General features: G+C 61.7%; 25 protein-coding genes and 1 tRNA gene. 16 read left to right on the forward strand and 10 right to left on the reverse strand.

Annotation, left to right across the window (positions count from 1 at the left end; all coding sequences use genetic code 11):
• The first annotated feature begins 81 nt into the window (after positions 1-81).
• Positions 82-501, forward strand: coding sequence for a peptide-methionine (R)-S-oxide reductase MsrB (msrB, locus tag B1781_RS06595; RefSeq protein ID WP_078118898.1), 420 nt, complete (start codon positions 82-84; stop codon positions 499-501).
• A 30-nt stretch (positions 502-531) separates the two neighbouring features.
• Here msrB and B1781_RS06600 read toward each other — a convergent pair whose 3' ends face one another.
• The 9 genes from B1781_RS06600 to B1781_RS06640 form a co-directional block, all read right to left on the reverse strand.
• A complete protein-coding gene (locus B1781_RS06600) occupies positions 532-1,062 on the reverse strand; it encodes a hypothetical protein (RefSeq protein ID WP_078118899.1) in 531 nt (176 codons plus the stop codon).
• A gap of 99 nt (positions 1,063-1,161) precedes the next feature.
• A complete protein-coding gene (locus tag B1781_RS06605; RefSeq protein WP_078118900.1) occupies positions 1,162-2,487 on the reverse strand; it encodes an ATP-binding protein in 1,326 nt (441 codons plus the stop codon).
• The gene (locus B1781_RS06610; RefSeq protein WP_078118901.1) at positions 2,484-3,167 is read right to left on the reverse strand and encodes a response regulator transcription factor; all 684 of its coding nucleotides are present in this window, start codon (positions 3,165-3,167) and stop codon (positions 2,484-2,486) included. Before B1781_RS06610 ends, B1781_RS06605 begins: the two co-directional genes overlap by 4 nt.
• Positions 3,168-3,267: 100 nt before the next feature.
• On the reverse strand, positions 3,268-3,540 hold the full coding sequence (locus tag B1781_RS06615; RefSeq protein ID WP_078118902.1) for a PepSY domain-containing protein: 273 nt from the start codon (positions 3,538-3,540) through the stop codon (positions 3,268-3,270).
• 17 nt (positions 3,541-3,557) lie between these two features.
• Positions 3,558-3,980, reverse strand: a complete 423-nt coding sequence (locus tag B1781_RS06620; protein ID WP_125931958.1) for a hypothetical protein — start codon at positions 3,978-3,980, stop codon at positions 3,558-3,560.
• A gap of 88 nt (positions 3,981-4,068) precedes the next feature.
• Positions 4,069-4,851 carry a zinc ABC transporter permease subunit ZnuB gene (gene znuB / locus B1781_RS06625; protein ID WP_078118904.1) on the reverse strand — a complete coding sequence of 261 codons (783 nt, stop codon included), beginning with the start codon at positions 4,849-4,851 and terminating at the stop codon, positions 4,069-4,071.
• Complete coding sequence (znuC, locus tag B1781_RS06630) at positions 4,844-5,608, reverse strand: zinc ABC transporter ATP-binding protein ZnuC (RefSeq protein ID WP_078118905.1); 765 nt, start codon at positions 5,606-5,608, stop codon at positions 4,844-4,846. Before znuC ends, znuB begins: the two co-directional genes overlap by 8 nt.
• Positions 5,595-6,092 carry a Fur family transcriptional regulator gene (locus B1781_RS06635; protein WP_334223900.1) on the reverse strand — a complete coding sequence of 166 codons (498 nt, stop codon included), beginning with the start codon at positions 6,090-6,092 and terminating at the stop codon, positions 5,595-5,597. Before B1781_RS06635 ends, znuC begins: the two co-directional genes overlap by 14 nt.
• Positions 6,089-7,024, reverse strand: coding sequence for a zinc ABC transporter substrate-binding protein (locus B1781_RS06640; RefSeq protein ID WP_164513285.1), 936 nt, complete (start codon positions 7,022-7,024; stop codon positions 6,089-6,091). The genes B1781_RS06635 and B1781_RS06640 overlap by 4 nt, the downstream gene beginning before the upstream one ends.
• Before the next feature lie 222 nt (positions 7,025-7,246).
• Here B1781_RS06640 and B1781_RS06645 point away from each other — a divergent pair, with 222 nt between their 5' ends.
• From B1781_RS06645 to B1781_RS06665, 5 genes are all read left to right on the forward strand, one after another.
• The gene (locus B1781_RS06645) at positions 7,247-8,767 is read left to right on the forward strand and encodes an adenylate/guanylate cyclase domain-containing protein (RefSeq protein WP_164513286.1); all 1,521 of its coding nucleotides are present in this window, start codon (positions 7,247-7,249) and stop codon (positions 8,765-8,767) included.
• Positions 8,767-9,729, forward strand: a complete 963-nt coding sequence (locus B1781_RS06650) for a tetratricopeptide repeat protein (protein ID WP_078118909.1) — start codon at positions 8,767-8,769, stop codon at positions 9,727-9,729. The genes B1781_RS06645 and B1781_RS06650 overlap by 1 nt, the downstream gene beginning before the upstream one ends.
• 204 nt (positions 9,730-9,933) lie before the next feature.
• Positions 9,934-10,302, forward strand: a complete 369-nt coding sequence (locus B1781_RS06655) for a response regulator transcription factor (protein ID WP_078118910.1) — start codon at positions 9,934-9,936, stop codon at positions 10,300-10,302.
• Positions 10,274-10,921, forward strand: a complete 648-nt coding sequence (locus tag B1781_RS06660; RefSeq protein ID WP_078118911.1) for a hypothetical protein — start codon at positions 10,274-10,276, stop codon at positions 10,919-10,921. The genes B1781_RS06655 and B1781_RS06660 overlap by 29 nt, the downstream gene beginning before the upstream one ends.
• 14 nt (positions 10,922-10,935) lie before the next feature.
• The gene (locus B1781_RS06665) at positions 10,936-13,458 is read left to right on the forward strand and encodes a bifunctional diguanylate cyclase/phosphodiesterase (protein WP_078118912.1); all 2,523 of its coding nucleotides are present in this window, start codon (positions 10,936-10,938) and stop codon (positions 13,456-13,458) included.
• A 131-nt stretch (positions 13,459-13,589) separates the two neighbouring features.
• Here B1781_RS06665 and B1781_RS06670 read toward each other — a convergent pair.
• Positions 13,590-13,676 (reverse strand) — tRNA-Leu (locus B1781_RS06670).
• Between the two features lie 66 nt (positions 13,677-13,742).
• On the opposite strand from B1781_RS06670, the gene queA reads away from it, so the two are divergent.
• The 10 genes from queA (at position 13,743) to B1781_RS06720 (ending at position 25,271) form a co-directional block, all read left to right on the forward strand.
• A complete protein-coding gene (queA, locus tag B1781_RS06675) occupies positions 13,743-14,762 on the forward strand; it encodes a tRNA preQ1(34) S-adenosylmethionine ribosyltransferase-isomerase QueA (RefSeq protein WP_078118913.1) in 1,020 nt (339 codons plus the stop codon).
• A gap of 137 nt (positions 14,763-14,899) precedes the next feature.
• Positions 14,900-16,009 (forward strand): tRNA guanosine(34) transglycosylase Tgt, encoded by a 1,110-nt coding sequence (gene tgt, locus B1781_RS06680; RefSeq protein ID WP_078118914.1) that lies wholly within the window; start codon positions 14,900-14,902, stop codon positions 16,007-16,009.
• 68 nt (positions 16,010-16,077) lie between these two features.
• On the forward strand, positions 16,078-16,410 hold the full coding sequence (gene yajC, locus B1781_RS06685) for a preprotein translocase subunit YajC (RefSeq protein ID WP_078118915.1): 333 nt from the start codon (positions 16,078-16,080) through the stop codon (positions 16,408-16,410).
• A gap of 60 nt (positions 16,411-16,470) precedes the next feature.
• The gene (gene secD / locus B1781_RS06690) at positions 16,471-18,327 is read left to right on the forward strand and encodes a protein translocase subunit SecD (protein WP_078121952.1); all 1,857 of its coding nucleotides are present in this window, start codon (positions 16,471-16,473) and stop codon (positions 18,325-18,327) included.
• A gap of 15 nt (positions 18,328-18,342) precedes the next feature.
• A complete protein-coding gene (gene secF, locus B1781_RS06695; protein ID WP_078118916.1) occupies positions 18,343-19,287 on the forward strand; it encodes a protein translocase subunit SecF in 945 nt (314 codons plus the stop codon).
• A 73-nt stretch (positions 19,288-19,360) separates the two neighbouring features.
• Positions 19,361-20,539 (forward strand): glycosyltransferase family 4 protein, encoded by a 1,179-nt coding sequence (locus B1781_RS06700; RefSeq protein WP_078118917.1) that lies wholly within the window; start codon positions 19,361-19,363, stop codon positions 20,537-20,539.
• Between the two features lie 8 nt (positions 20,540-20,547).
• The gene (locus B1781_RS06705) at positions 20,548-21,732 is read left to right on the forward strand and encodes a glycosyltransferase (RefSeq protein WP_078118918.1); all 1,185 of its coding nucleotides are present in this window, start codon (positions 20,548-20,550) and stop codon (positions 21,730-21,732) included.
• Between the two features lie 121 nt (positions 21,733-21,853).
• Positions 21,854-23,128, forward strand: a complete 1,275-nt coding sequence (locus B1781_RS06710; RefSeq protein ID WP_078118919.1) for an O-acetylhomoserine aminocarboxypropyltransferase/cysteine synthase family protein — start codon at positions 21,854-21,856, stop codon at positions 23,126-23,128.
• A 153-nt stretch (positions 23,129-23,281) separates the two neighbouring features.
• On the forward strand, positions 23,282-23,800 hold the full coding sequence (locus B1781_RS06715) for a PAS domain-containing protein (RefSeq protein ID WP_078118920.1): 519 nt from the start codon (positions 23,282-23,284) through the stop codon (positions 23,798-23,800).
• Positions 23,775-25,271, forward strand: a complete 1,497-nt coding sequence (locus B1781_RS06720; protein ID WP_078118921.1) for a methyl-accepting chemotaxis protein — start codon at positions 23,775-23,777, stop codon at positions 25,269-25,271. The genes B1781_RS06715 and B1781_RS06720 overlap by 26 nt, the downstream gene beginning before the upstream one ends.
• The last annotated feature ends 1 nt before the right edge of the window (position 25,272 follow it).

Genomic DNA, 25,272 nt, shown 5'->3' on the forward strand with positions numbered 1-25,272 from the left:
GTATAGTGACGGGTTGAAATCGCGATCAAGCGCAACAAAAAAGGGTTTGACGCGGTCCGACAGGCGAGGATGACGAGAAAAATGGCCGATAAGATCAAAAAAAGCGAGCAGGCATGGCGCGAAACGCTGACCGACGAGCAGTTTCACGTGTGCCGCGAGAAGGGCACCGAACGGGCGTTCAGCGGTGCCTACTGGGATACCAAAACCGCAGGTGTCTACAAGTGTTCGGCGTGTGGTGAGCCGTTGTTCAGCTCGCAGACCAAGTTCGATTCGGGCACCGGCTGGCCGAGTTTTTGGAAGCCGATGTCACCGGAGGCGGTCGAAACCGAGACCGACAGCTCTTACGGTATGACGCGCACCGAGGTGCACTGCCGCCGCTGCGGTTCCCATCTCGGCCATGTATTTCCCGACGGGCCACAGCCGACCGGGATGCGCTATTGCATCAATTCGCTTTCGTTGGATCTGCAGGCGGACGAAGCGGCCGAAGCCGGCGAGAAGTGAGGCGAACCCGAATAGACCGGGGCGTTGCGCTCAGTATTGAAAGTTCACCAGGTCGTCGACCTTTTTCTTTGACCACAGGCCGCCGCCGGGTGCCGGACGCTTGGCGTCGTTCCACAGCTGGGCTGCCTGCTCGGCGGTAATGCGCTGCAGGCGGAATTCGACGGCTTCGCGCCGCAGGCACTCGAGATAGGGTTGTTCGCCGGCAAGCTGGATGAGCTGCAGCATACCCATATCCGCCTTGTGCTCTTCGCGCAGCACATCCAGTACATCCTCAGGCGGCATGGCGTCGAGCAACTCGATGGCGATCGCCTGCAGGTCCGGGCGGTTGTAGCCGACCGGCATCTTCAGTTCCATGTCTTTCAAGCGCTCGCGCACGAGAGGCACGACACTGCGCGTATCGGCACTCGACAGGTGGGGAAACTGGTTGTTGAAGCGGTCGATGGCGTCCGCGACGACGTTCGCCGTCTCCAGTTTGTTCCAGACTTCGTGGGCAGGCAGCCACTCGCCGCCGAAACGGATCATCGGTTGTTCGAACTGTTCGTTCTCTTTGTCTTCCGACATGACTCTGTTGGCGTTGCTGGTTATCAGTCAGTCGTAGCGGCGGCGGGCCGCGCAACTTGAGCGAAACGGTTCATAAAAGGGGTGGAATCCGCTTCGTACTCAGGCCGGTATGGCGATCCGGATGCAGGCCCCGCCGAGGTCGGCACGAACGATATTCAGTTCGCCGCCGTATTGCTTGACGACCTCGTTGACCACCGATAAACCGATGCCTTCGCCCGGGTGCCGCTGGTCGGCGCGCTCGCCACGTTGCAGCAGGCGTTGGATGTCCTGATCGGCGATGCCGTCGCCATCGTCTTGGATACGGATCCGCACCTGGGCGGAATCCCGTTCCGCCTGGACCTCGACACGTGAGCGGCAGTGCTTGTAGGCGTTCTCCAGCAGGTTGCCGAACAGTTCGAACATGTCGCCCTCGTCAGCACGCAACCGCAGCCCGTCGTCGATCGACATGCTGCACTTCGGATGTTTGTCGCGATAGACCTTGTCGAGGCTGGCGCACAGCCGCTTGACGATCGGCGCCAACTCGATGGGCCGGGTCACGCTGCTCGAACCGGCGACGGCGGCGCGCTGGCGCTGGTAGGTGACGATTTCATTGATGCGTTGCGTCTGTTCGTGGATCAGCTGGCGAACGCCGGAGTCGGATTCGCTGTCCGCCGCACCGCGCAGCACGGCCAGCGGCGTCTTCATGCTGTGCGCCAGGTCGGCAAGGCTGTTGCGCACCCGTTCCTGGCGGGTTTGGTTCTGCGTGATCAGCGAGTTCAGGTTGTCGGCCAGGCCGGTGAGCTCGCGCGGCACCCGGCCTTCGATCTGTGCACTCTCTCCCTGTTCGACACGACGTACGGCGTCGGTCATCTCGCGCAGCGGGCGCAGCCCCCAGCTCACCAGCAAGAGTTGCGACAGCAGGAGTAACACACCGACACCACCGAGCCACAACCACAGCGTATTGCGAAATCCTTCGAGTTCATCGCGGAATGGCGTGATATCGGCCGCCACGGTGATCGAGTAATCAATCGGATTGCCGCGGTCGTCTTCCCACAAGATGCCCTGGTCGATCACGGCGAATTCGCCGGAGAAGCGAAAACGCGTCTGCCCCGGGGCCTGTGGCGTCATGGTCGGTGCCTTGCGCCCGAGCAGTGAGCGCGAGCGCCATCGGTAGTTGCCGTTCTCGCCGGTGATCTTGGCGTACAGCCCCGAGTCGGGTTGGTTGAAATCGGGCGCGGCGAGAATCCCCGGCAGCCGCATGCGGCCCTGATCGTCCTCTTTGGCCGAGGTCAGCAGGGTGTAGACGTGCGCCTGCAGCCGGTCGCGCGCGGCGCTTTCGGCGCTGCTGCGGAATGCGCGGTCGAGCGCCGCGGCGGCGATGCCGAGAAACGCCACCAGAATCACCAGGCTGCTGATCAGCAATCGGCGCGCGATCGAGCGCCTCACGCGGCCTCACCCTCCTTGACCAGCCGGTAGCCTCGGCCGCGCAGGGTTTCGATGGGTTTGCGGCTGCCGTCGGGGTCGATCTTCTTGCGGATACGCCCGACCAACACCTCGACCACGTTGCTGTCGCGGTCGAAATCTTGATCATAAATGTGTTCGGTAAGCTCGGTCTTGGAGACGACCTTGCCAGCATGCACGATCAGGTATTCGAGAATGCGGTACTCATGACCGGTCAGCGAGATCTGCTCGCCGTCGCGATACACGGTTTGCTCGGCGGTGTTCACTTCTACGCCGGCCGCACTGAGCAGCGGCGAGCTATGCCCCGCCGCGCGACGCAGCAGGGCATTGATGCGCGCCAGCAGCTCTTCGGTGTGAAACGGTTTGGTCAGGTAATCGTCGGCGCCGCTTTCCAGCCCCTCGACCTTGTCCTGCCAGGCGTCGCGCGCGGTCAGGATCAGGATCGGGAAGTCGCGTTGCAGCTTGCGCAGTTCGCGGATCAATTCGATGCCCGACATCCCGGGCAGCCCCAGGTCGATGACCGCCAGGTCCATCGGATATTCGCGTCCGAGAAACAGGCCGTTCTCGCCGTCTTCTGCAGCATCGACTGAATAGCCCTTGCTTTCGAGCTGGGTGCGCAGCTGTTCACGCAAGGTGGGTTCATCTTCGACAACCAGGATACGCATGGTCGTGGTTCCTCAAGCCATCGCTGCGCGTTTCAGCAGCGTGTGTCGGATATCTCGGTGGGATTGCGGGGGCGGCAAAAAAGCCGCGAACGGCACCTGCTCAACGCTTGCTGCGACGTTCGAATCGACCGGATTCGGCGTCCACGTTGAGACGTTTCACCCGACCGTCATTGGTCAGGATGCGAATCTTGTGCGACTCGCGCCCGCCGCGGTTCTTGGTTTCCGCCGACAACACTCTGCCGGGGTAGCGATCGCGTGCCTCTTCAACCGCCTGGTCGAGAGACTTGCGTCGATCGCCGGCCAGACTGGGTGCGCTCAATAGAATGGCGATCAGTGCGATCAACAGCGTTTTTGTGTAGTACCACCGCTTCATCTTCTGCTTCCACGACCTCAGAACACCATCGGGCGCAGGCCGGTTTCAATGCGGATGACCCGACCCGGTTTCTGGTCGGTGTGTGTCCGGTAGGTGCGCCCCTGGTATTGATACTCTACATTGTAACCGACCAACGCTTCGCGGTTTTCCCAACGCTCGACCGATTCACAGCGGCGTACCACGCCTTGTTCGGCAAGGTCGCGTTGTGCGTCGTCGGCCGAGTTCGGCGCACGCTTTTTCCAACAGCGCTGTTCGGCCACTGCGGTCGGTACGGTGGCATAGACAGGGCTGACATCGATGACCTTGGCGAGCGCGCCATTGCCGTCGTATTTGACTTGGCCGAATGTGGGGCTGGCGGCCGCAGATACCATGCCGGCAAGAGCGCAGGCGGCTAGGGCGCCCGTGCCGACCATCAGGATTCTTCCGATTGGGTTTCTCATTCGTCTGCCTCGCCCTATCCAGGGTAGGTTGCCCGTTTTGCAGCAACTCTACGCGAGCCATCCTGAACGTTTGCTGAACGATAGGGTGTCAGTGACGCGGTCGTATCTGGGCCAGCAGGAACAGCCCGACTGCCGCGGTGACGATCGACGGACCAGCCGGGGTGTCGAACCACAACGCGGCCGACAGTCCCGCGGCAACGGCGATGGCGCCGGCCAGGGTTGCCAGCAGTCCCATCTGCTCCGGGCTGTTGCTGAAACGTTGGGCGGTGGCCGCCGGAATGATCAGCAGCGCCGTGATCAGCAGCACACCGACGATCTTCATCGCCGCGGCGATCACCAGGGCGACCAGCAGCATGAAAACCAGCTTGATGCGTGCCACAGGCACGCCGTCGACGGCGGCCAGGTCGGCATGCACCGTCAGGTTCAACAGTGGACGCCAGATCAGCGTCAGCACTACCAGACAAGACACCGCACCCGCCCAGATCCAGATCAGGTCGGTGACGCCGACGGCCAGGATGTCGCCGAACAGATAGGCCTGCAGGTCTACCCGGAGATCTTCGCGAAAGCTGATCGCGACCAGGCCGATCGCCAGTGAACCGTGCGCCAGTATTCCCAACAGCGTATCGGTCGCCAGGTCGCTGCGACGTTGCAGGGTCAGCAGGGCGATCGCGATCAGTACGGCCAGCACTAGCACGCTGAACTGCAGGCTGACCTGGAACAACAGGCCGAGCGCGATGCCGAGCAGTGCCGAATGCGCCAGCGTGTCGCCGAAGTAGGCCATGCGCTGCCACACGACGAACACGCCGAGCGGGCCGCTGACCAGCGTCAGCCCCAGCCCCGCGGCGAGCGCACGCAACATGAAGTCATCCATGGTCGTGCCGGTCCTCGTCGCACACCACGTCGCCATGCAGGTTGTGCGTGTGGTCGTGATGGTGGGTGTAGACCGCGAGCGTGTCGGCCGCCGCGGTGCCGAACAGGTCGAGGTAGGCCGGATGCTGGCTGACCGTGTCGGGATGACCGGAGCAGCACACATGCTGGTTGATGCACAGCACCTCGTCGGTCGAGGCCATGACCAGGTGCAGGTCGTGCGACACCATCATCACCGCGCATCCGCGCTGGTCGCGCAGGCGCATGATCAATGCATACAGCTCGGTCTGGCCATTGACGTCGATGCCCTGTACCGGTTCGTCGAGCACCAGCAGGTTGGGGTCGCCGAGCAGGGCGCGGGCCAACAGCACGCGCTGGGTTTCGCCGCCCGACAGGGCCTGCATGGGGCGATCCAGCAGATGCGTTATGCCCACGTCGGCCGCACCGGCCGCCACCTTGTCGGCGTTGTGTTCGCTCAGGGTGAGAAAACGTTCAACGCTCAGTGGCATGCTGTCGGGCAGGCTGAGCTTCTGCGGCATGTAGCCGACCTTCAGGTTGCGCGCTTTTTCGACATGTCCGCGGGTTGGGCGCAACAGCCCCAGGGCGATGCGCACCAGGGTCGTCTTGCCGGCACCGTTCGGACCGATGACGGTCAGGATGCGTCCTCGGTCCAGCTCGAACGACACATGGTCGAGCAGCTGACGGCCCTTGACCGTCATGCACAGATTGGTGCCGACCAGCAGCTGTTCAGGTTTCAGCATGGTCTGCCACGCACTGCGGACACAGCCCGGTAATCTCGACCGTCTGTTCGTGAATCTCGAATTCCAACTCGTCGGCGTTGCGCCGGATACGCTGGTTCAATGACGCGTCGGCCTGTTCCACGGCCATGCCGCAGGCCTCGCAGATAAATATCTGCGCCATGTGCTCGTCGCCCGGGGCAGAGCAGCCGACATAGGCGTTGCGCGACGTGATGCGGTGGATGAGTCCGTGCAGCAGCAGGAACTCCAGCGCCCGGTAGACGGTCGGCGGCGATGGCTTGTGACCGTCGGCAGTAATCTGCTCGAGCAGTTCATAGGCGCCGCTGGGGCGATGGCTGCGCCAGATCAGTTCGAGCACGCGGCGGCGGATCGGCGTCAGGCGCAGGCCGCGCGCTTTGCAGATGAGTTCGGCGTCGTTCAACGCGCTGCGGATGCACGCGCGATGATCGTGATCGCCGTGCGGAAAGGTGGCGTGCGGTGTCGTCATCGATCGGCCTCCGTCAGGCATTCGTGCATGGTTCGACCCATCTGCCGCAGGGTCTCGAAGTACGCCTCGGGTCCCGGTTCGATGCTCGCACCCAAGGGATCGAGCACGGCGTGGCGGATCGGCAGGCCCTCGCTCAACATGTCGACCAGGCGGTCGTCGAACTGCGGCTCCGAGAACAGGCAACGGACCTGCTCGTCACGTAGCGCCTTGCGCAGCCAGCGCAGGTGGCCGGCACCCGGTCGGCGCTCGGGGTGGGTGGTTATCCCGCTCACGGGATGCAGGCCGTAGCGCCGTTCGAAGTACTGGTAGGCGTTGTGAAAAACCGTGTAGCGGGCCTCGAGCCCGTGCAGCTGCGCGCGCAGTTCATCGTCGAGGTCGGCCAGCCGCTGATTGAGCGCGTCGGCATTGCGGCGATAGAGGTCCGTACCATCGGGATCGGCCGTGATCAGGGCATCGGCGATGGCGTCGACCATGCGTTGCGCATTGCCCGGCGACAGCCAGATGTGCGGGTCGATGGAAGACAGCGAACTTTTGTGCGTCTTATCTGCCTGAACGTGTTCCGCGTGGTCGTGTACGCCCTTTTGGGCGAGCAGTTCCAGGCCGGGAAGCGACAGCATGCTGATCGAGCGCTTCGCCGACAGCGTCGGCAGAATCCGCTCGAGCGGTTGCTCCAGTTCGGGGCCGATCCAGATGACAAGATCGGCATTGTTGATGGCACGTGCATCGGAGGGTCGCAGACTGAAGGTATGTGGCGATTCCGACCCGCTCAACAACAGCAACGGCTCGCCGCGCCCGCTCATGACCGCCGCGACCAGCGAATGCAGCGGTGCGATGCTGGCGACAACGCGCGGTGGGTGCGAGGCGGCGCCGACGTTGAACGCGACGGCGATGAACAACAGGGCCAGGGCCGTCCTGACTGGGTTTACGGTCACTGCGGATTCCGGGTGGATTTGGGTGTAATAGAATAACATTACAATCCGGTCACATGGGTCATCCCGGAAGTTGTCAATTGGAGAAAATTTTTGGGGTTGTGGTGTATTCGGCGCTATGGTTGACACACTCCTTGAAGTTCCCAACGGAAACTTGAGATATCGGGGCGCGTTTGACTCGATGCGGTCTGCGCGCCTGTGCGGTCGATGGAAAAGACAGCGGTAATGAACACTAGTCAGAAAACCAGCGAGGCTTTTTTGCCCGGACCCGAACCACGCCACGAAGGCGACTCGATCCTGGGCCGTTGGATGCAGCAGATCTGGCAGCGCTACGAAAATTCGTCGTTGCCGCTCGGCTTGAAGTGGTCGGTGGCGATCGCGGCGCTGATCGTATTTGCCATGGGTGTCCTCGGTTTCTACCTGATTCAGCAGCAGGAGGCCGGGTACCGCAGCCAGGTCGACCGCTTCAGCCAGGTCATCGTCGAGCAACTGGTCGGGGTCAGTGGCGAACCGCTGATGGCCGAAGACACCTTGTCGTTGCAGATTCTTCTACAGCGCCATGCGCAGAGTTCGCTGGTGCTCGGCGCCGCATTGCACGACGCCGAAGGCAAACTGGTCGCTGAAGCCGGCGTGAGCCCGCCCGGTGCCGACCAGCGCCGCTTCGACCAGGATGGCGTGGCTCCGTGGGATTGGGAGAGCGGCGACTACAAGGCGGTTTCTTACGTCAGCCCAGTGGTGTTCCAGGATGTGACGGCAGGCTATCTGACGGTCAGCATCGACCGTTCGCCGCTGGAGAAAGATCTCCAAGAAACGCTGCGCTTCCTTATTATCTCGACGCTGCTGTTGATCCTGGTCGGCATCATTTTCGCGTCGGCGCTGGCGTACCGGATGTCGCGCCCGATTGAGCGTCTGGCGCGGGCGGGCGAGGCCCTGGGTGCGGTCATGCCGCAGGTGGTTGTCGAACGGCGCGACGAGATCGGCCAGGTGCTCAATACCTTCCAACACCTAGCAGAGGGCGTGAAGCGCAAGAACGAGGTCGAGGCCGCGTTGTCGCGTTATGTGTCGCCGCAGATCGCGCAGCAGGTACTGGCGAGTGACGCGGGCGGCGCCCTCGGTGGCGATTGCGTCGAAGGCAGCGTGCTGTTCTGCGACATCGTCGGTTTCACCGAGTTGTCGGAATCCCGCGAGCCCGGCGAGGTGGCGGCGCTGCTCAACGACTACTTCGGCTACTTTGCACTGGCTGCCGAGAGCTGTGGCGGCACGGTCGACAAGTTTATCGGCGACTGCATCATGATCGTGTTCGGTGTACCGGATGAAAACCCGCATCACGCATTGCACGCCATGACCTGCGGCATGCTGATCCAGCAGCTCACCCACCGCATCAACCGGATTCGCGAGTCGCTCAACCAGGCCACAGTGCGCCTGCGGGTGGGCATCAGTAGCGGCCCGATGCTGGCCGGCAACCTCGGCAGTTCCGAGCGCATGCAGTACACGGTGGTCGGCGACACGGTAAACGTGGCCGCTCGCCTGTGCAGCATCGCCGAGCCCGGTGGCGTGTTGGTCACCGAGTCCATGCTGTTGTGCGGTCACCCGGGCAACCTGGCGCACTACCGCCATCTGGGCGAGGCCAAGCTCAAGGGCCGCAAGAGCGGTGTCGAGGTGCGGGCGATGAACGTCGAAGCGGTTGCCCACGATATCAATGCCGATCAATTGATCGATCAGATCCTGCAGGTTGTGGATAGCTGATGATCCTACGCGTCGTTTTGCTTGCGCTGCTCGTGGCGCTTCCCGGCTGTACCAAGCTGACCAAGTCGTCTTCGAAGGAGGGTGTCGATACACCGTTGCCTGCGTCGGCGGCCGAATCGCTGACTCAGGCCCAGCAATTGGCACGCCGTGACGGCCGTTGGGCCGATGCACTCGCAATGTTGAAGGAAGCCAAGACGGCCTATCCTGAGAGTGCGGAGATCGCCAAGCTGTACGACGATCTGGCATCCGAACGCGATGTGATCGCGCGTCAGATCCGCGACCAGATCATGGTCTCTGACGCCGAAAACTTTAAGAGCAAGATCGATCTGCTCGATCAGCTCGCATTAGTCGATGCGGATTCGCTGTTTGCCACCTCGCGCCGCCTTTATTGGAAAGAGAAACTGGGCGACCAGGAAGAGTCGCTGACGGCGTGCGGGGAAGAGCACGCCAAGACCCAGCCGGTGCTGGCGAGGCGTTGCTACGCCCTGGCGGTCGAGATTGCCGGTACCCCTGAATTGAAGGACCGGCTTGCCGCCGTCAACGCGACACTGCGGGCCAGCGAGAACAACGCCGCCAAGCGTCGCATCGCGGTCGAGAAACAGGACCGACAGGCACGGGGCAAGGAGCTGCTGGAAAGCGCACGCGCCGCGATCGAGGCACGCGAGTACCGCAAGGCCCTGGACATCCTCGATAAAGTGGCGCAGCTGCAGCCGAACAACCGCGAGGTGTCCGGTTTGCAGGAGAAGGCCTGGTCGATGATCAGTCCGCAGGTCGAAGCATTGGTGAAGCTGGGTGATCACCTGTACCTCGATGAGCAGTTGAATGCCGCAGTCGCCACCTGGCAGGCGGCGCTCAGCCTGAAACCCGACGACGAGGACATCCTGGCACGCATCGAACGCGCCAAGAACGTGCTGAGCCGGCTCGACGAATTGCGCAAGCAGCAGAACTCGCCGAAGCCCTAGGTCCGTAGACCTCCAGCGACCGCGAACCCCGACCGGTCGCATTCCCGTCAAACATATCTGATCGCCGCGAAGCAGTGCGGCGCGGCACCCGCATGTCCATCGCTTTATCCCTACTTCTCGTGTGGGAACGGCGCGCCTAAAGCTGGCCGGTCAATGGCCGATAGGCAGCAGATACACGGAACGAATCTAAAGGGGAGATCGCCGATGACGGCAAAGAAGACCGTCTTGGTCGTCGACGACAGTCGCATGTCGCGCATGATGATCAGCAAGATCATCAACGCCCACTTTCCGGAGTGGGATGTCGTAGAGGCCGGCAATGGTGATGAAGCCCTTGCGGTTACCGAAGGCAAACAGATCGACATCATGACGCTCGACATGAATATGCCGGGCATGAACGGTTTCGAACTCGGTACCCGTCTGCGCGAACGATTTCCCGACGCGAAGATCTCGTTGGTAACGGCAAACATCCAACCCGCGGTCAAGGAGAAGGCCAAAGAAGCGGACATCCGGTTCGTGCCCAAACCTATCACCGAGGAGAAGATGCTTGGCTACTTCAGAGCAGCAGCAATTTGAGGTCTATAGCCTGACCGAAGACGAGCACGATGCCTTCTCCGAGGCATTCAACCTCGGGATCGGTGTGGCGGCATCGTCGCTCAGCGAAATGATCGACGCAGAGATTCAGTTGTCTGTGCCGCGCATCGAGGCCATGCGCAAGATCGACGCTGCAGCTGCCGCAGATATGGAGCATTCGCTGTCGATCCGCGGTGTGCGCGAGCGTTTCTCCGGGCCGTTCTCGGGCAGTGCACTGTTGCTGTTTCCGCAGAACCGCAGTCTCGAGTTGGTCAGGTTGCTGTTGCAGCAGCCGGATGCCGATATCGCCTTCGTAACGGAGATGGAGCAGGAGGCCTTGTCGGAGGTTGGCAACATCATTCTCAATGCCTGTCTGAGCACGATGGCGTCGATCATGGGCGACGAGATCCACAACGAAATACCCGAACCGGTCGTTGGCGAACTCAAGGATGTCATCATCGGCAACCAGGACATCGGCGACGACGATTATGTGTTGCGCCTGCGCGTTGAGTTCGCCGTCAAGCACATCAATCTGAACGGCTACATTGCCTTTCTGATGGACATCGAGTCGCTCGATATCTTTCGCCGGAAACTGGCCGAATACTTCGGATTCGCGCAATAGGTGTAACGGCGACCATGACTCCGCCAGACAGCCTGATACGCAGCGCGCTATTCGAAAGCCATGCCGGTGTCATTCTGCTCGACGAGCAACAACGCATCGTGTTCTGGAACCGCTGGATGGTGCGCCACAGCGGCACTTCGACAGAAACTGCCTGCGGTGAAACGCTGCATGCGCTGTATCCGACGGCCAATATCGCTCGACTGATACAACGCGTGGTTGCGGCTATCGACGCCGGCCAAACTTCGCTGCTCTCCAACTCGTTGAATCGCACGCCACTGCCATTGTTTGCCGATCCAAGCGACCCGACGGCATTGCCGATCGAGCAGATGATCGTGGTCAAGCCGCTGATCGCCGACGACGGCAAGCGCTACGCCTTCATCAAGATCGACGACGTCACCACTGCGACGGCGCGCGAAAGCCTGTTGAAGGATCAGAGTGAACAGCTGCGCCGGCTTGCGGAAACGCACCAGCGCGGCGAGGCGACGGCCAGGGCGGTTATCGACAATGTCAGCGATGCCTTGGTGACCATTGATCGCGACAACAACATCGTCGATCTGAACAAGGCTGCGCATCGCTTGTTCATGTACGAAGACGAAGTGATCCTCGGACAGCCTTTCAGGCTGTTGCTGGCGCCGACGGTGTCCGATGACTGCGTGGTGCGCGGCGACTGCGAAGACACCGAGGTCAACTGCGTCAATGCTGAAGGCAAGGTGTTTTCTGCCGAGGTCACGGCGTCGCGCATCGTGGGCGATGAACGCGAACACACGATCGTGTTGATCCGCGACCAGACCGAGCGAAAGCAGTACGAAGAGGCGATCTTCGAAGAGAAAGAGTTTGCGCAGGTCACCCTGCAAGCGATCAAAGAGGCGGTCATCACCACTGATCAGTCGGGTACCGTCAATGGCAGCAATGCGGCGGCTGCAGCGCTGCTCGGCGTTCCGGAAGAGCGTATGTATGGCAGCTCGCTGGCCGGTTTGCTGTTTATCGACGACAGTGAGCATTGCCAACAAGCAGAACATGCTATCGAGGCGGCATTGGTCAATGGCATCAGCACCGAACTCGAAGAAAGCTCCGAGCTGCAGTTGGATGACGGGCGCGTCATCAAGATCGCAGGCTGCGTGACGCCGATGCGCGGCAAGGATGGCTCGATCATCGGCAGCGTCACCGTACTGCAAGACGTATCGGCCGAACGGCACATGCAGGAGATTCTGTCGTATCAGGCCAGCCACGATGAGCTTACCGAGCTGATCAATCGTCGCGAGTTCGAGCGTCGCCTCGAGCAGGTTGTGAGTCATTCCGACAGCAAGCCGCGCAGCGTGCTGCTGTTCCTCGATCTCGATCAGTTCAAGTTGGTCAACGATACCTGCGGTCACCGCGCCGGCGACCAGTTGCTGCGACAGCTCACCAGCATCATGAAGCTGCAGGTGCGCCAGTCGGATACCTTCGCCCGTCTGGGCGGTGACGAGTTCGCCGTGCTGCTGCCGGGCTGCGATGTCGATGTCGGCCTACGCATTGCCAACGCCCTGCGCGACGAGGTCAAGCAGTTCCGTTTTCGCTGGAACGAAGCCAGTTATGGTGTGGGTGTATCGATCGGCCTGGTGATCATCGATGAGACCTGGACGCGCATCGGCGAAGTGATGTCGGCCGCCGATTCGGCCTGCTACATGGCCAAAGAGAATGGTCGCGACCAGGTGGTGGTGTATCAGCCGGCGGGCGACAAGGAAACGCAGCGGCGCGGCGAGATCTCGCAGGCCGCCCGCATTCGTGAGTCGCTCGAGAAGAACCTCTTCACCCTGTACTGCCAGCCAATCGTGCCGCTGAACGGCGGTGACGAGACCGGCTGCGGCATCGAGATACTGGTGCGGATGATCGACGAGGACGGACGGATGGTACCGCCAGGGGCCTTCATTCCGGCTGCCGAACGCTACGACCTGATGACCTATATCGATCGTTGGGTGGTCGAAGCCGTCTGCCGGCACTGGGAACAGGAACCCGAGATCTTCGAGCGTCTCGATCGGATCGCGATCAACCTTTCCGGTCTGTCGATCGCCAACGATGATTTCCACAGGTTCGTGATCGAGCGGATCGCTTCGGTCAATCTGCCTTGGGAAAAGGTCTGCTGGGAGATCACCGAGACAGCGGCGGTGAACAGCATCGAGAAGGCGCAGCGCCTGATCGCCGAACTCGCGGGTCGCGGTTGCCGTTTCGCCCTCGATGATTTCGGCAGCGGCCTGTCGTCGTTCGCCTACCTCAAAAACCTGCCGGTCGACTACCTGAAGATCGACGGGGCCTTCGTTCGCGACATGCTCACCGACGCTATGGACGCGGCGATGGTGCGGTCGATCGCCGACATCGGACGCGCCTTGGGTCTGCGCACGATTGCCGAGTTCGTCGAAGACAAGGCGATGATCGCCGCGCTGCGCAACGCCGGCGTGGATTTTGCCCAGGGCTACGGCATCTGCCGCCCGATGCCGTTGCACGAGCTGCGCGACTGGATGTCGGATGCGAACGAGTACCTGCTCAATAAGGTGGGCTAGGCACGACGCCTGACGGGTGCAGCGCAGATCGTTGCACGCTGCGCTGCGAACTCTGTAAGCGCGAAAGCCGAACACAACAAAGGCCCGCATGGCGGGCCTTTGCGCGTACTGAGTCAGGCTCAGGTTTGTTCTGGTACCGAGGGTCGGACTCGAACCGACAAGCTGTTGCCAGCGGGGGATTTTGAATCCCCTGTGTCTACCAATTCCACCACCCCGGCAGGGAAGCGGCGAAGTATAACGTCATCCGCGGTTGTCGCAAGTGGCTGTGTTAACATCGCGCGCCCATGCAGCTCAGCGATTTTCATTACGACCTGCCCGAGGCGCTGATCGCCCAGCAGCCGACACCGCAGCGCGGCCAGAGCCGGCTGCTGCATCTTCAACGTGGCGGCGGGATTGTCGATCGACAGTTCCGTGAGTTCGATCGCCTGCTGCAAGCAGGTGACCTTCTTGTTTTCAACGATACGCGCGTTATCCCGGCGCGCCTGTACGGCAGCAAGCAGACGGGTGGGCAGGTCGAGATACTGATCGAGCGTCTATTGGCATCTGATCTTGCGGCCGCCCATGTGCGCGCCAGCAGGTCGCCGAAACCGGGCAGCCGGATTGTGGTCGGTGATCGGACGTTGCTGATGGAGCGGCGTGACGATGAGTTGTTCATTCTGCGCAGCGAGGCGGGCAACTTCGCCGAGTTGATGCAGCAGCATGGTCATATGCCTTTGCCGCCCTATATCCAGCGGCCGGATACGCAAGCCGATCAGGAGCGTTACCAGACGGTATTCGCCGACCGCCCCGGTGCCGTAGCTGCACCGACCGCCGGTCTGCATTTCGATGATGCGATGCTCGAGCGACTGGCAGCCAAAGGCATCGAGTCGGCGCGGGTCACGCTGCATGTCGGCGCCGGCACCTTTCAGCCGGTACGCGTGCAGAATCTCGACGAGCACAAGATGCACAGCGAATGGCTCGAGGTAAGCGCGGCGACGGTCGACGCGATCAGACGCACCCGCGAACGCGGGGGCAGGGTGGTAGCGGTGGGAACCACCAGCGTGCGCAGCCTCGAGACGGCCGCAGCCGGCGGCGAACTGGCGCCGTATACGGGCGACACCCGGTTGTTCATCCGACCCGGTTACCCGTTCAACGTGGTGGATGCCTTGTTGACCAACTTCCATCTGCCCGAGTCGACACTGTTGATGTTGGTTTGCGCCTTTGCAGGCTATGAGCCGACCATGGCCGCTTATCGCCACGCGGTCGAGGCCGAGTACCGGTTTTTTAGCTACGGCGATGCCATGTTTCTGGAACGGCAGGCGTAAAAAAGGCGCGGCAGGGGGTGCCGCGCCAAGTTCCACCAAAGGAGGATGGAGGAATGTACTGATTCAATCAGTACATAATTATTCTCTAATATAAGATCCGAATGGTCAATTATTAATAGAATTTATCGAGGTGTCAGTTGAGATTTGAGCGTCTGGGTCAGGATGGCGATGCGCGCCGTAGCCGCCTGCATTTTGGCCGCGGGACCATCGAGACCCCCGCATTCATGCCGGTCGGCACCTACGGCACCGTCAAGGCCATGACGCCGGAAGAGCTGGAGGGCCTGGGCGCCGAGATCATTCTCGGCAACACCTTCCACCTGTGGTTGAGACCCGGCACCGAGGTCATTCGAGCGCATGGCGATCTGCACGATTTCATGCACTGGGAGCGGCCGATTCTGACCGATTCGGGCGGTTTCCAGGTGTATTCGCTCGGCCAGATGCGCAAGATCACCGAGCAGGGCGTGCATTTTCGCTCGCCGGTCGATGGCGCCAAGGTGTTCATGGGGCCGGAAGAGTCGATGCAGATCCAGCGTGAGCTGGGCTCCGATGTCGTCATGATCTTCGACGAGTGCACACCCTATCCGGCGACCGAGCAGGAGGCGCGCGACTCGATGGAGCTGTCGTTGCGCTGGGCGCAGCGCAGCAAGGCGGCTCACGCGGGCAACCCCAATGCGCTGTTCGGGATCGTTCAGGGCGGAGTGTTCACCGCGCTGCGCGAGCGATCGCTGCAGGGGCTCGCGGAGATCGGCTTCGACGGCTATGCGGTCGGCGGTCTGTCGGTCGGCGAACCGGCGGACGACCGCTGGCGCGTGCTCGATTACCTCGCAGACCGCCTGCCGGCGGATCATCCTCACTATTTAATGGGTGTCGGCACGCCGGAAGACATTGTCGAGGCGGTGCGCCGTGGCATCGATATGTTCGATTGCGTGATGCCGACGCGTAATGCCCGCAACGGCCACCTGTTCACCCACGACGGGGTGGTGCGCATCCGCAATGCGGTGCACGAGAGCGATACGCGGCCGCTCGACGAGGCCTGCGACTGCTACACCTGCCGCAACTACAGCCGTGCCTACCTGCGCCACCTGTTCCGCTGCAACGAGATCCTCGGCTCACGCTTGAACACGATCCACAACCTGGCCTATTACCAGGCCTTGATGCGCCAGATACGCGCGGCAATCGAGAACGGAACCTATTCCAGCTTCCGCGATGATTTCTACGCACAGCGCGGTTTGCCCGTCCCCGTCTGAGCTATGGCATAATCTTGCGCCTTTGTTAAGCGCGGCCGCCAGGTCGCCAGATTCGACGGGAGCGCACGATGAGCTTTTTTATATCCGACGCAATGGCTCAGGCTCCGGCACCGGGTGCCGGCGGCGATGGGGGCATGTCGATCATCTTCCTGATCGGGATGTTCGTCATCATGTACTTCTTCCTGATCCGTCCGCAGGTCAAACGCCAAAAAGAACACAAAGCCATGGTCGGTGGCTTGAAAAAGGGCGATGAGATCCAAACTATGGGTGGTCTGATGGGCAAGATCACCGAACTCGGCGAGAACTTCATGAAAGTCGAGGTCGCCGACAATGTCGTCGTCACGGTACGCAAGTCGGCCGTCGAGGCGGTAATGCCCAAAGGCAGCCTAAAAGAACTTTAAACGCCCGCATGGCCTGCCCTGCGCAGGCCAACTCTCACACGAGTTTCACGGAAACCCATGCTGAACCAATACCCCTTGTGGAAGAACCTGCTGGTCGCCTTTGTGCTGCTGGTGGGGCTCCTGTACGCCTTGCCGAATGTCTTTTCACAGGATCCCGTCATCGAGGTATCCGCTGCGCGCGGCGAGAAGGTCAGCGAGACGACCAAGATGGCCGTGGTCAACGCCTTGCAGCGCGCCGACGTGCCGATCAAGGCCGACAAGATGCTCGACGATGGCCGCTTGCAGATCCGGTTCAGTGATTCCGAAGACCAGCTCAAGGCACGCACTGTCGTCGCCAAGGCCCTGCCGCCGGATTACACCTCGGCCTTGTCGATCTCACCCGATCTGCCGGGCTGGATGAGCGCGATCGGTGGTCGGCCGATGAACCTCGGCCTCGACCTGCGCGGCGGTATCCACGTGCTTATCGACGTTGACATGGAGGCGGCGATCGAGACCGCGGTGGAGCGCTACTCGGGTAGCGTTAAGACCGCACTGCGTGGCGAGACGATTCGCTACGTCAGCGTCAAGGAATCCGGCACCTCGATCGAGGTGCGCTTCAAAGACGCCCAGACGCGCGACCGCGCCGAAGAAGTGCTTGGCGAAGAACTGCGCGATCTCGATATGTCTTCCGCCGACGAAGGCGGCAGCTATTTCATTCGCTTGGTGATGTCTCCCGACCGCGAGCGCGAAGTGCGCAAGCTGGCGCTGTCACAGAACATCACCACGCTGCGCAACCGCGTCAACGCACTCGGCGTGTCCGAGCCGATCATTCAGCAGCAGGGTGATCGTCGTATCGTCGTCGAACTGCCCGGCGTGCAGGATCCGGCGCAGGTCAAGGGCCTGTTGGAAGCGACTGCGACGTTGGAATATCGCCTGGTGCACGCCGGTCCGGCCGAGGCGATCGAAGCGAAGGCCTCGGGTCGTGCGCCGGCCGGCTCGAAGCTGTATGCCGAGCGTGACGGCACACCGATCCTGCTGAAACGCCAGGTGATCGTGACCGGTGACCAGATGACCGGCGCGTCGTCCGGCTTTGATCAGCAGTCCGGTCAGCCGGCGGTCATCGTCAATCTCGACAGCAACGGTGCGCGCCGCATGCGCGATACCACCACCGACAATGTCGGCAAGCCGATGGCAGTCGTCTTCAAGGAAAAGCGCACCGTAAGCCGTGATGCCGAAGGCAAGCCGGTAAGGCAGTGGGTCGAAGAGGTCATCAATGTCGCGACGATCCGTGAGCCGTTCGGCGCACGTTTCCAGACGACCGGCCTGGACAGCCCGCAGGAGGCACACGAACTCGCGCTGCTGTTGCGTGCCGGTGCGTTGGCCGCGCCGATCGAGATCGTCGAAGAACGCACGATCGGCCCGACCCTCGGTCAGGACAACATCGACCAGGGCATGATCTCGGTCGCGGTCGGCCTGCTCGCCGTCATGATTGTCATGGCGATCTATTACAAGGCTTTCGGACTGGTGGCAAACCTGGCGCTGGTCGCCAACCTCGTGTTGATCGTTGCGGTCATGTCCATCCTGCAGGCCACGCTGACCGTGCCCGGTATCGCCGGTATCGTGTTGACCGTCGGTATGGCGGTGGACGCCAACGTGCTCATCTACGAGCGCATTCGAGAGGAACTCGGGGTGGGGTCGACACCACAGGCGAGTATCCATTCGGGTTATGAGCGGGCCTTCAGCTCGATCCTCGACGCCAACGTCACCACGCTCATTGCGGCGGTCGTACTGTTCTCGGTCGGTAGCGGGCCCGTGCGTGGTTTCGCAGTAACGCTTGCGGTCGGCATCCTGACCTCGATGTTTACTGCGCTGCTCGGCACCCGGGCCGTCGTGAACCTGATCTACGGCGGTCGGCGTGTGCAGAAACTGGCGATCTAGGCGCGGAGAAGTCTGATGGAAATCGTAAGCAAGAATCTCAACATCGACTTCATGCGCGTACGCCGCGCGGCGGTCATCTTGTCGATCCTCTGGTTGATCGCCGCGGCGGCGGCCATCGCGATCCGCGGTCTGAATTTCGGCATCGACTTCACCGGCGGTACGTTGATCGAGGTCGGTTACCAGCAGGACGTACAACTCGACTCCGTTCGCCAGGCGCTGGCCGACGGTGGTTTCGATGGTGCTACCGTGCAGCGTTTCGGTACCCCGCGCGATGTGCTGATCCGTGTCGCGCCGGATGCCGCGAGCGAGGAGAAGAACAGTGCCGAGGTCAGTGACCGGGTGTTGCGCGCGCTCAGCGCCGCGGCCGATGGCGAAGTCGACATGCGTCGCGTCGAGTTCGTCGGGCCGCAGGTCGGCGATGAACTCACCGAAGACGGTGCGCTGGCGGTGCTGGTCGCCTTGATCGCCATCCTGATGTACGTCGCCATGCGCTTCGAGTGGCGCTTCGCCGTCGGTGCGGTGGCTGCGCTGGCACACGACGTGTTGTTCACGGTCGGTTTGTTCGCGCTGTTGCAGATCGAATTCGATCTACAGGTGCTGGCGGCGGTGCTGGCGGTAATCGGTTACTCGCTGAACGACACCATTGTCATCTTCGACCGGGTGCGTGAGAACTTTCGCAAGATGCGCAAGGGCACGCCGGCATCGATCGTCAACGCCTCGATCAACCAAACGATGGCGCGAACCATTATGACCTCGGGTACGACCCTGGTGGTGTTGCTGGCGCTGTTCTTCCTTGGTGGCGAGAACGTCTACGGCTTCTCGCTGGCATTGATCGTCGGTGTCTTGGTCGGTACCTACTCGACCATCTATGTCGCCTCGGCGGTTGCCTTGTGGCTCGGCGTCAGCAAGGCCGACCTGATGCCGGTGAAGAAAGAAGACGTGGTGGACGATCGCCCCTGAATGCACACAACGGGCGGCAGCCGTTGTGCCGCCCTGATCGAGTCATCGGCAGCACTGAGCACTGTAGGCTGACATGCGTATTCTCTACCATCACCGCACCCAGGCCGGCGACGCTCAAGGTATCCATATCCGCGAGATCATCGGCAGCCTGCGGGATAGCGGCCACGAGGTGAACGAGGTCGCGTTGGTGCTCAGTGATGCACCCAAACCGGCGACCGGTGACGCCGATGCCAAGCCTTCGATGCTGAGTCGCTTGAAGGATAATCTGCCCGACCTGTTCCGCGAGTTGGCCGAGATCGGCTACAACCTGGTGGGTTTCTTCAAGCTGCTTTCGGCGGCGCGGCGCATCAAGCCCGATTTCATCTACGAACGTTACGCGCTGTTCAATTTCTCCGGCGTGCTGGTTGCGCGTGTGTTGAAGATCCCGGTCATCCTCGAAGTGAACAGCCCGCTGGCGATGGAGCAGGCGGACCTCGGTCAGCAGAAGCTCGGCGGACTGGCGCGCCGCGCCGAGCGTTGGATCTGCAATCACGCGACGGTCGTTATTACGGTCTCGACTCCGTTGAAACAGATCCTGGTCGACATGGGTGTCGAGGCCGAGCGAATCGTGGTGATGAGTAACGGCGTCGATCCGGAGCGTTTCCACGGTCGGCGCGATGCCGGTGACGCGGTGCGTGCGCGTTTTGGTCTGGACGGTAAACGCGTTGTCGGATTTGTCGGCTGGGTGCGCGAATGGCACGGCATCGAAGATCTGGTGCGCGGCATGCCCGACTGGCCGGCCGATCTCGGCGACGTACACCTGCTGGTGATCGGCGATGGTCCCGCGCGTGCCGACATCGAAGCGGCCGCCCGAGCGGTCGGCGTCGCCGAGCGTGTGCATGTGACCGGCGCAGTCGAACACGCGCAGATCGTTGAGTATCTCGCCGCGATCGATGTGGCGCTGCAGCCGGCTGCAACTACCTACGCCTCACCGATGAAGATCTTCGAATACCTGGCAATGGCCAAGCCGGTGGTTTCGGTCGACCAGGGCAACACGCGCGAAATCCTGACCGAAGGCGAGAATGCGCTGTTCTTTCCGCCCGGCGATCGCCCCGCGTTCGTCGATGCCGTCAAGGACATGTTCTCCGATCAGCAGCGGCTCGAGCGCATGAGCGAAGCGGCGCGCAACACGATCTTCAATCGTGAGTACCTGTGGCGGCGTAACGCCGAGAAGGTCGTCGACCTGGCCGCAGCGCATCGTCCGCACGATTGACCGCCGTTATGAAGATACTGACGTTCAGCACGCTGTATCCGAATTCGCGCCAGGCATCACACGGCATCTTCGTCGAGAACCGTCTGCGACAGTTGCTCGGCTATGCGCCCGAAGTCGAGGCCCGGGTGATCGCGCCGGTGCCCTGGTTTCCGTTTAAACACCCGCTGTTCGGCGAATATGCCAAGTTCGCCGGCGTCGAAAAAACAGAGACGCGCCACGGCATTGACGTGGTTCACCCGCGCTACCTCGTCATCCCGAAGATCGGCATGGGGTGGACGCCGGGTCTGCTCTATCGCGCCGTCCGGCCCTATGTGCAGGCGGTGCGCGACCAGGGTTTCGATTTTGACCTGATCGATGCGCACTATTTCTATCCTGACGGTATAGCGGCGATGCGGCTGGCACAGGAGTTCGGCCGACCGTTCACCGTGACCGGAAGGGGTACCGACCTCAATCTGATTCCACAATATGCCGGGCCGCGCGAACAGATCCTCGAGGTCACGCGCGAGGCCGCGCACATGATGACCGTTGCCGGCGCGCTCAAAGATTATCTGCGTGAAATGGGGGTAGCCGATGATCGTGCGACGGTGTTGCGCAACGGTGTCGATCTAAACTTCTTTCAGCCGCCGAGCGATCGCAGCACATTGCGCGAGGCCGTGGCCTACACGCAGCGACCGACCCTGCTGTCGGTCGGTCATCTGATCGAACGCAAAGGGCATCACCTGGTCATCGAGGCGATGCAGCAACTGCCGGAGTTCGATCTCGTGATCGCCGGCGATGGCCCGGAGGCGGCGGCGCTGAAGCAGCTGGTTGAACGCATGGGTGTGCAATCGCAGGTGACGTTCGCCGGGCGGCTGGGGCAGGAGGCTTTGCGACAGCACTACCAGGCGGCCGATGCGCTGGTCCTTGCGTCCAGCCGCGAGGGTTGGGCGAACGTACTGCTCGAAGCCATGGCCTGTGGCACGCCGGTGGTCGCGACGCCGGTCGATGGAACGCCCGAGGTCGTCGCGGCGCCCGCGGCGGGGCGCCTGACGCCGGACCGCAGTGCAGCCGGTGTTGCGGCATCGGTCAAGGCGCTGTTCGCCGATCTGCCCGAACGCGCAGCCACGCGCGCCTACGCCGAAGGTTTCAGTTGGGACGAAACGTCGCAAGGGCAGCTCGATATCTTTCGCCGGGCGATCGCCGCCGGCGTGTGACACGTTCGGCGCGATTTTCCAAGCCGCGCCTGGCGATTGCCGTTATCATCCCTGATCAACCGATACGCAGGTCGGTTCGCGCCCCACGCGGCGCAACACAATAAGATCCGGAGGAACCCTGATGAAACTCGAGACGCTGGCGCTCCATGCCGGTTATGAAAGCGAACCCACCACCAAGGCGGCGACCACGCCGATCTACCAGACCACGTCTTATACTTTCGACGACACCCAGCACGGTGCCGACCTGTTCGACCTGAAGGTCCAGGGCAACATCTACACGCGCATCATGAATCCGACCCAGGCCGTGCTCGAGCAGCGCCTGGCGGAAATGGAAGGGGGTGTCGCAGCCCTGTGTCTGGCCTCGGGCATGGCGGCGGTGACTTATTCGATCCAGTGTATCGCGGATGTCGGCTGCAACATCGTCAGCACCAGCCAGCTCTACGGTGGTACCTACAACCTGTTTGCACATACCTTCCCGCGCCAGGGCATCGAGGTGCGCTTCGCCTCGCATGACGACTACGACGGGCTCGAGGCGCTGATCGATGACAACACCCGCGCGGTGTTTTGCGAGTCGATCGGCAACCCGGCCGGCAATGTCGTCGATATTGCGAAACTGGGCGAGATCGCGCATCGCCATGGTGTACCGCTGATCGTCGACAATACCGTGCCCACGCCGTTTCTGTGCCGGCCGTTCGAGCTCGGTGCGGATATCGTCGTGCATGCACTGACCAAGTACATCGGCGGGCACGGCACGAGTATCGGCGGCGCCATCGTCGATTCAGGCAAGTTCGATTGGGCCGGCAATGCGGCACGTTTTCCGATGTTGAACGAGCCCGATCCGTCATATCACGGTGTGGTCTACACCGAAGCCCTGGGGCCGGCGGCCTACATCGGCCGCTGCCGCGTCGTACCGTTGCGCAATACCGGCGCGGCGATTTCGCCGATGAATGCGTTTCTGATCATGCAGGGGCTGGAAACGCTCGGTCTGCGCATGGAACGGCATTGCGAGAATGCGATGAAGGTTGCCGAGTACCTGCGCGGTCACGATCAGGTGAACTGGGTGAGCTATGCGGGGCTGCCCGACAGTCCGTACCACGAAGTCTGTCAGAAGATCACCGGCGGCAAGGCATCGGGCATTCTCAGTTTCGGTATCCAGGGTGGCAAAGAGGCCGGCGCCAAGTTCATCGATGCGCTGAAGATGATCCTACGCCTGGTGAATATCGGCGATGCAAAATCGCTGGCCTGCCATCCAGCGACGACGACCCACCGCCAGCTTGGCCCCAATGAACTGGCATCTGCCGGCGTCAGCGAAGACATGGTGCGCCTGTCGATCGGTATCGAGCATATCGACGACATTATCGCCGACATCGAGCAGGCCCTCGTAGCAGCAGGCTGACAAAAACCTCGATTCCGCCCTCAAAGCCCCCGTAACCGTTTGGTTGCGGGGGCTTTTTTGTTTCGTTCCCGATTCGGCGGAGAAAACAAACTTACTTAAAGTTTGCCCGCGGCGGTGCCGCTATGACTGCAAATTAGTGACGTATTCCGCCGAATGAAGCCAGACATCAAGCCCGTAGCGCGCGAACGCGAGATGCGCGAAGAGGATTTCATCGTCTCCAAGACCGACGTGAAAGGTCGCATCGTGTACGCCAATCGCGTCTTCATGGACTTTGCGGGATATCCCGAGGAGAAGCTGCTCGGTATTCAGCACAACATCGTGCGCCACCCCGACATGCCGCGCGCCGTATTCAAGATGATGTGGGAGGTGCTGCAGTCCGACCGCGAGTTCTTCGGCTACGTCAAGAACCTGGCGAGCGATGGGTCGTTCTATTGGACGTTCGCCAACGTGACGCCCACGCACGACGAGCGCGGTAACCTCATCGGTTACTACTCGGTGCGGCGCAAGCCGCGCAAAGACGCCATTCGTTACATCGAACCAATCTATGCGCAGATGCTGGCCAAGGAGCAACAGGCAGGCAGCAAAACGGGAATGGACGTGTCCCGCAAAGTGATCGAAGCCTGTTTTGCCGACGACGGTGTGAGCTATGAACAGTTTGTCCTGGCGTTGTAGTCGCCAGTGCGTGATCGGTGCGGGCGTGCTGCTGTTTGTCGCAGCCGCCGTGTACACCAGTATCGTTTATACGGTCGATCCGGTTGTCTGGGGTCTGACCTTGTCTTTCGCGGTTGTCGCCTTCCTCGGCTGGCGTGGCCTGCAGTCGGAACGCTGGCTGCATGCACAGATCGAACAGCTGGGTGTCGCCAACAAACAGGGCGATATCAACTTCCGCATCACCCACATCGACCCGGCCCATCCCTTGAGCAACGCGCTGTGGGGTATCAACGAAGGCCGTGATCAGATCGAGGCGTTCTTCCGCGAGGTCGACACGGCCTTCTGCTACATCGAGCGAGAGCAATACTTCCGTCGCGCCCTGCCGATGGGACTGCGTGGTCGGTATCGGTCGATCATGGAACGCATCAATACGTCGATCGACGCGATTGCCGAGGCCAAGCAACGTCGGGAGTTCGATATGTTCTCGGCCAAGTTGGGCGAACTCAACACCAGCAACCTGCTCGATAATCTGATGCGTGCGCAGAAGGACCTGGCGCAGATCACGCAGCAGATGAAACAGGTGGCGGGCAATACATCGTCATCGGTCGATGTAGCGACGCGCGGACGTAAATCGATCGGCAAGGTCATCGAGACGCTGCACCAGATGGCCGCCAAGATGCAGGGCGTGCACGAAACCGCGTCCGACCTGGGAACGCACAGCGCCGAGGTCGGCGAGATCGTCGAGATGATTACCGGTATCGCTGACCAGACCAACCTGCTGGCATTGAACGCCGCTATCGAGGCCGCGCGCGCGGGCGAGCATGGCCGCGGTTTTGCGGTGGTTGCCGACGAGGTCAAAAAGCTTGCCGAGCGCACCAAGGAGGCGACCGCCAACGTCCACAAGGTGATGCAGCGTTTCTCGGTATCTGCCAACCAGGTTACCGAAGAGGCGGCAGCGATGTCGGGTATGGCGACCGAGTCGCAGGCGACGATTCAGCAGTTCGAAGTGGATTTCTCGACCTTCTACCAGCACGCCATCGATACCCACAGCTCGGTCACTTTCACTCAGACCGTCAGCGAATCTTCGTTGAGCAAGGTCGACCACATGATCTACATCCAGAACGCCTATCGTGCGATCGATCTGGGCGAGTCGTCGGAATCCTGGGGCAAGTGTGCGGTCTCGCCGGATCATTGCCGCTTCGGCAAGTGGTACAGCCAGGGCGAGGGCGCCACCAACTTTGCCTACCTGCCGTCGTACGGCGAGATGGACGCACCGCACCGCGCAGTGCACAACAACGTGCATGCTGCACTGCACCTGGTTTCAGGCAACTGGCGCGAGTCGAGCGAGACGCAACAGAACATCCTGGAACTGTTCCAGCGTGTTGAAGATGAAAGCGATAAGCTGATGATGTTGCTCAGCGGCCTGGCCGACGAGAAGCAGCGTTTCGAGCGACCGAGCGTCGGCGGCAACAGTGACGTCGATCTGTTCTGAG

Origin of the sequence: Thiosocius teredinicola, assembly GCF_002009425.1 — a bacterium.
Taxonomy (GTDB): domain Bacteria; phylum Pseudomonadota; class Gammaproteobacteria; order Chromatiales; family Chromatiaceae; genus Thiosocius; species Thiosocius teredinicola.

What these genes read in the sequence shown, in the direction of transcription:
- secF (WP_078118916.1), top strand. Translation starts at nt 18,343, where the DNA reads ATGGAAATCGTAAGCAAGAATCTCAACATCGACTTCATGCGCGTACGC.
- B1781_RS06645 (WP_164513286.1), top strand. Translation starts at nt 7,247, where the DNA reads ATGAACACTAGTCAGAAAACCAGCGAGGCTTTTTTGCCCGGACCCGAA.
- yajC (WP_078118915.1), top strand. Translation starts at nt 16,078, where the DNA reads ATGAGCTTTTTTATATCCGACGCAATGGCTCAGGCTCCGGCACCGGGT.
- B1781_RS06600 (WP_078118899.1), bottom strand. Translation starts at nt 1,062, where the DNA reads ATGTCGGAAGACAAAGAGAACGAACAGTTCGAACAACCGATGATCCGT.
- queA (WP_078118913.1), top strand. Translation starts at nt 13,743, where the DNA reads ATGCAGCTCAGCGATTTTCATTACGACCTGCCCGAGGCGCTGATCGCC.
- B1781_RS06650 (WP_078118909.1), top strand. Translation starts at nt 8,767, where the DNA reads ATGATCCTACGCGTCGTTTTGCTTGCGCTGCTCGTGGCGCTTCCCGGC.
- B1781_RS06715 (WP_078118920.1), top strand. Translation starts at nt 23,282, where the DNA reads ATGAAGCCAGACATCAAGCCCGTAGCGCGCGAACGCGAGATGCGCGAA.
- znuC (WP_078118905.1), bottom strand. Translation starts at nt 5,608, where the DNA reads ATGCTGAAACCTGAACAGCTGCTGGTCGGCACCAATCTGTGCATGACG.
- B1781_RS06705 (WP_078118918.1), top strand. Translation starts at nt 20,548, where the DNA reads ATGAAGATACTGACGTTCAGCACGCTGTATCCGAATTCGCGCCAGGCA.
- B1781_RS06710 (WP_078118919.1), top strand. Translation starts at nt 21,854, where the DNA reads ATGAAACTCGAGACGCTGGCGCTCCATGCCGGTTATGAAAGCGAACCC.
- B1781_RS06620 (WP_125931958.1), bottom strand. Translation starts at nt 3,980, where the DNA reads ATGAGAAACCCAATCGGAAGAATCCTGATGGTCGGCACGGGCGCCCTA.
- msrB (WP_078118898.1), top strand. Translation starts at nt 82, where the DNA reads ATGGCCGATAAGATCAAAAAAAGCGAGCAGGCATGGCGCGAAACGCTG.
- B1781_RS06655 (WP_078118910.1), top strand. Translation starts at nt 9,934, where the DNA reads ATGACGGCAAAGAAGACCGTCTTGGTCGTCGACGACAGTCGCATGTCG.
- B1781_RS06610 (WP_078118901.1), bottom strand. Translation starts at nt 3,167, where the DNA reads ATGCGTATCCTGGTTGTCGAAGATGAACCCACCTTGCGTGAACAGCTG.
- znuB (WP_078118904.1), bottom strand. Translation starts at nt 4,851, where the DNA reads ATGGATGACTTCATGTTGCGTGCGCTCGCCGCGGGGCTGGGGCTGACG.
- B1781_RS06615 (WP_078118902.1), bottom strand. Translation starts at nt 3,540, where the DNA reads ATGAAGCGGTGGTACTACACAAAAACGCTGTTGATCGCACTGATCGCC.
- B1781_RS06635 (WP_334223900.1), bottom strand. Translation starts at nt 6,092, where the DNA reads ATGACGACACCGCACGCCACCTTTCCGCACGGCGATCACGATCATCGC.
- B1781_RS06665 (WP_078118912.1), top strand. Translation starts at nt 10,936, where the DNA reads ATGACTCCGCCAGACAGCCTGATACGCAGCGCGCTATTCGAAAGCCAT.
- B1781_RS06700 (WP_078118917.1), top strand. Translation starts at nt 19,361, where the DNA reads ATGCGTATTCTCTACCATCACCGCACCCAGGCCGGCGACGCTCAAGGT.
- B1781_RS06720 (WP_078118921.1), top strand. Translation starts at nt 23,775, where the DNA reads ATGAACAGTTTGTCCTGGCGTTGTAGTCGCCAGTGCGTGATCGGTGCG.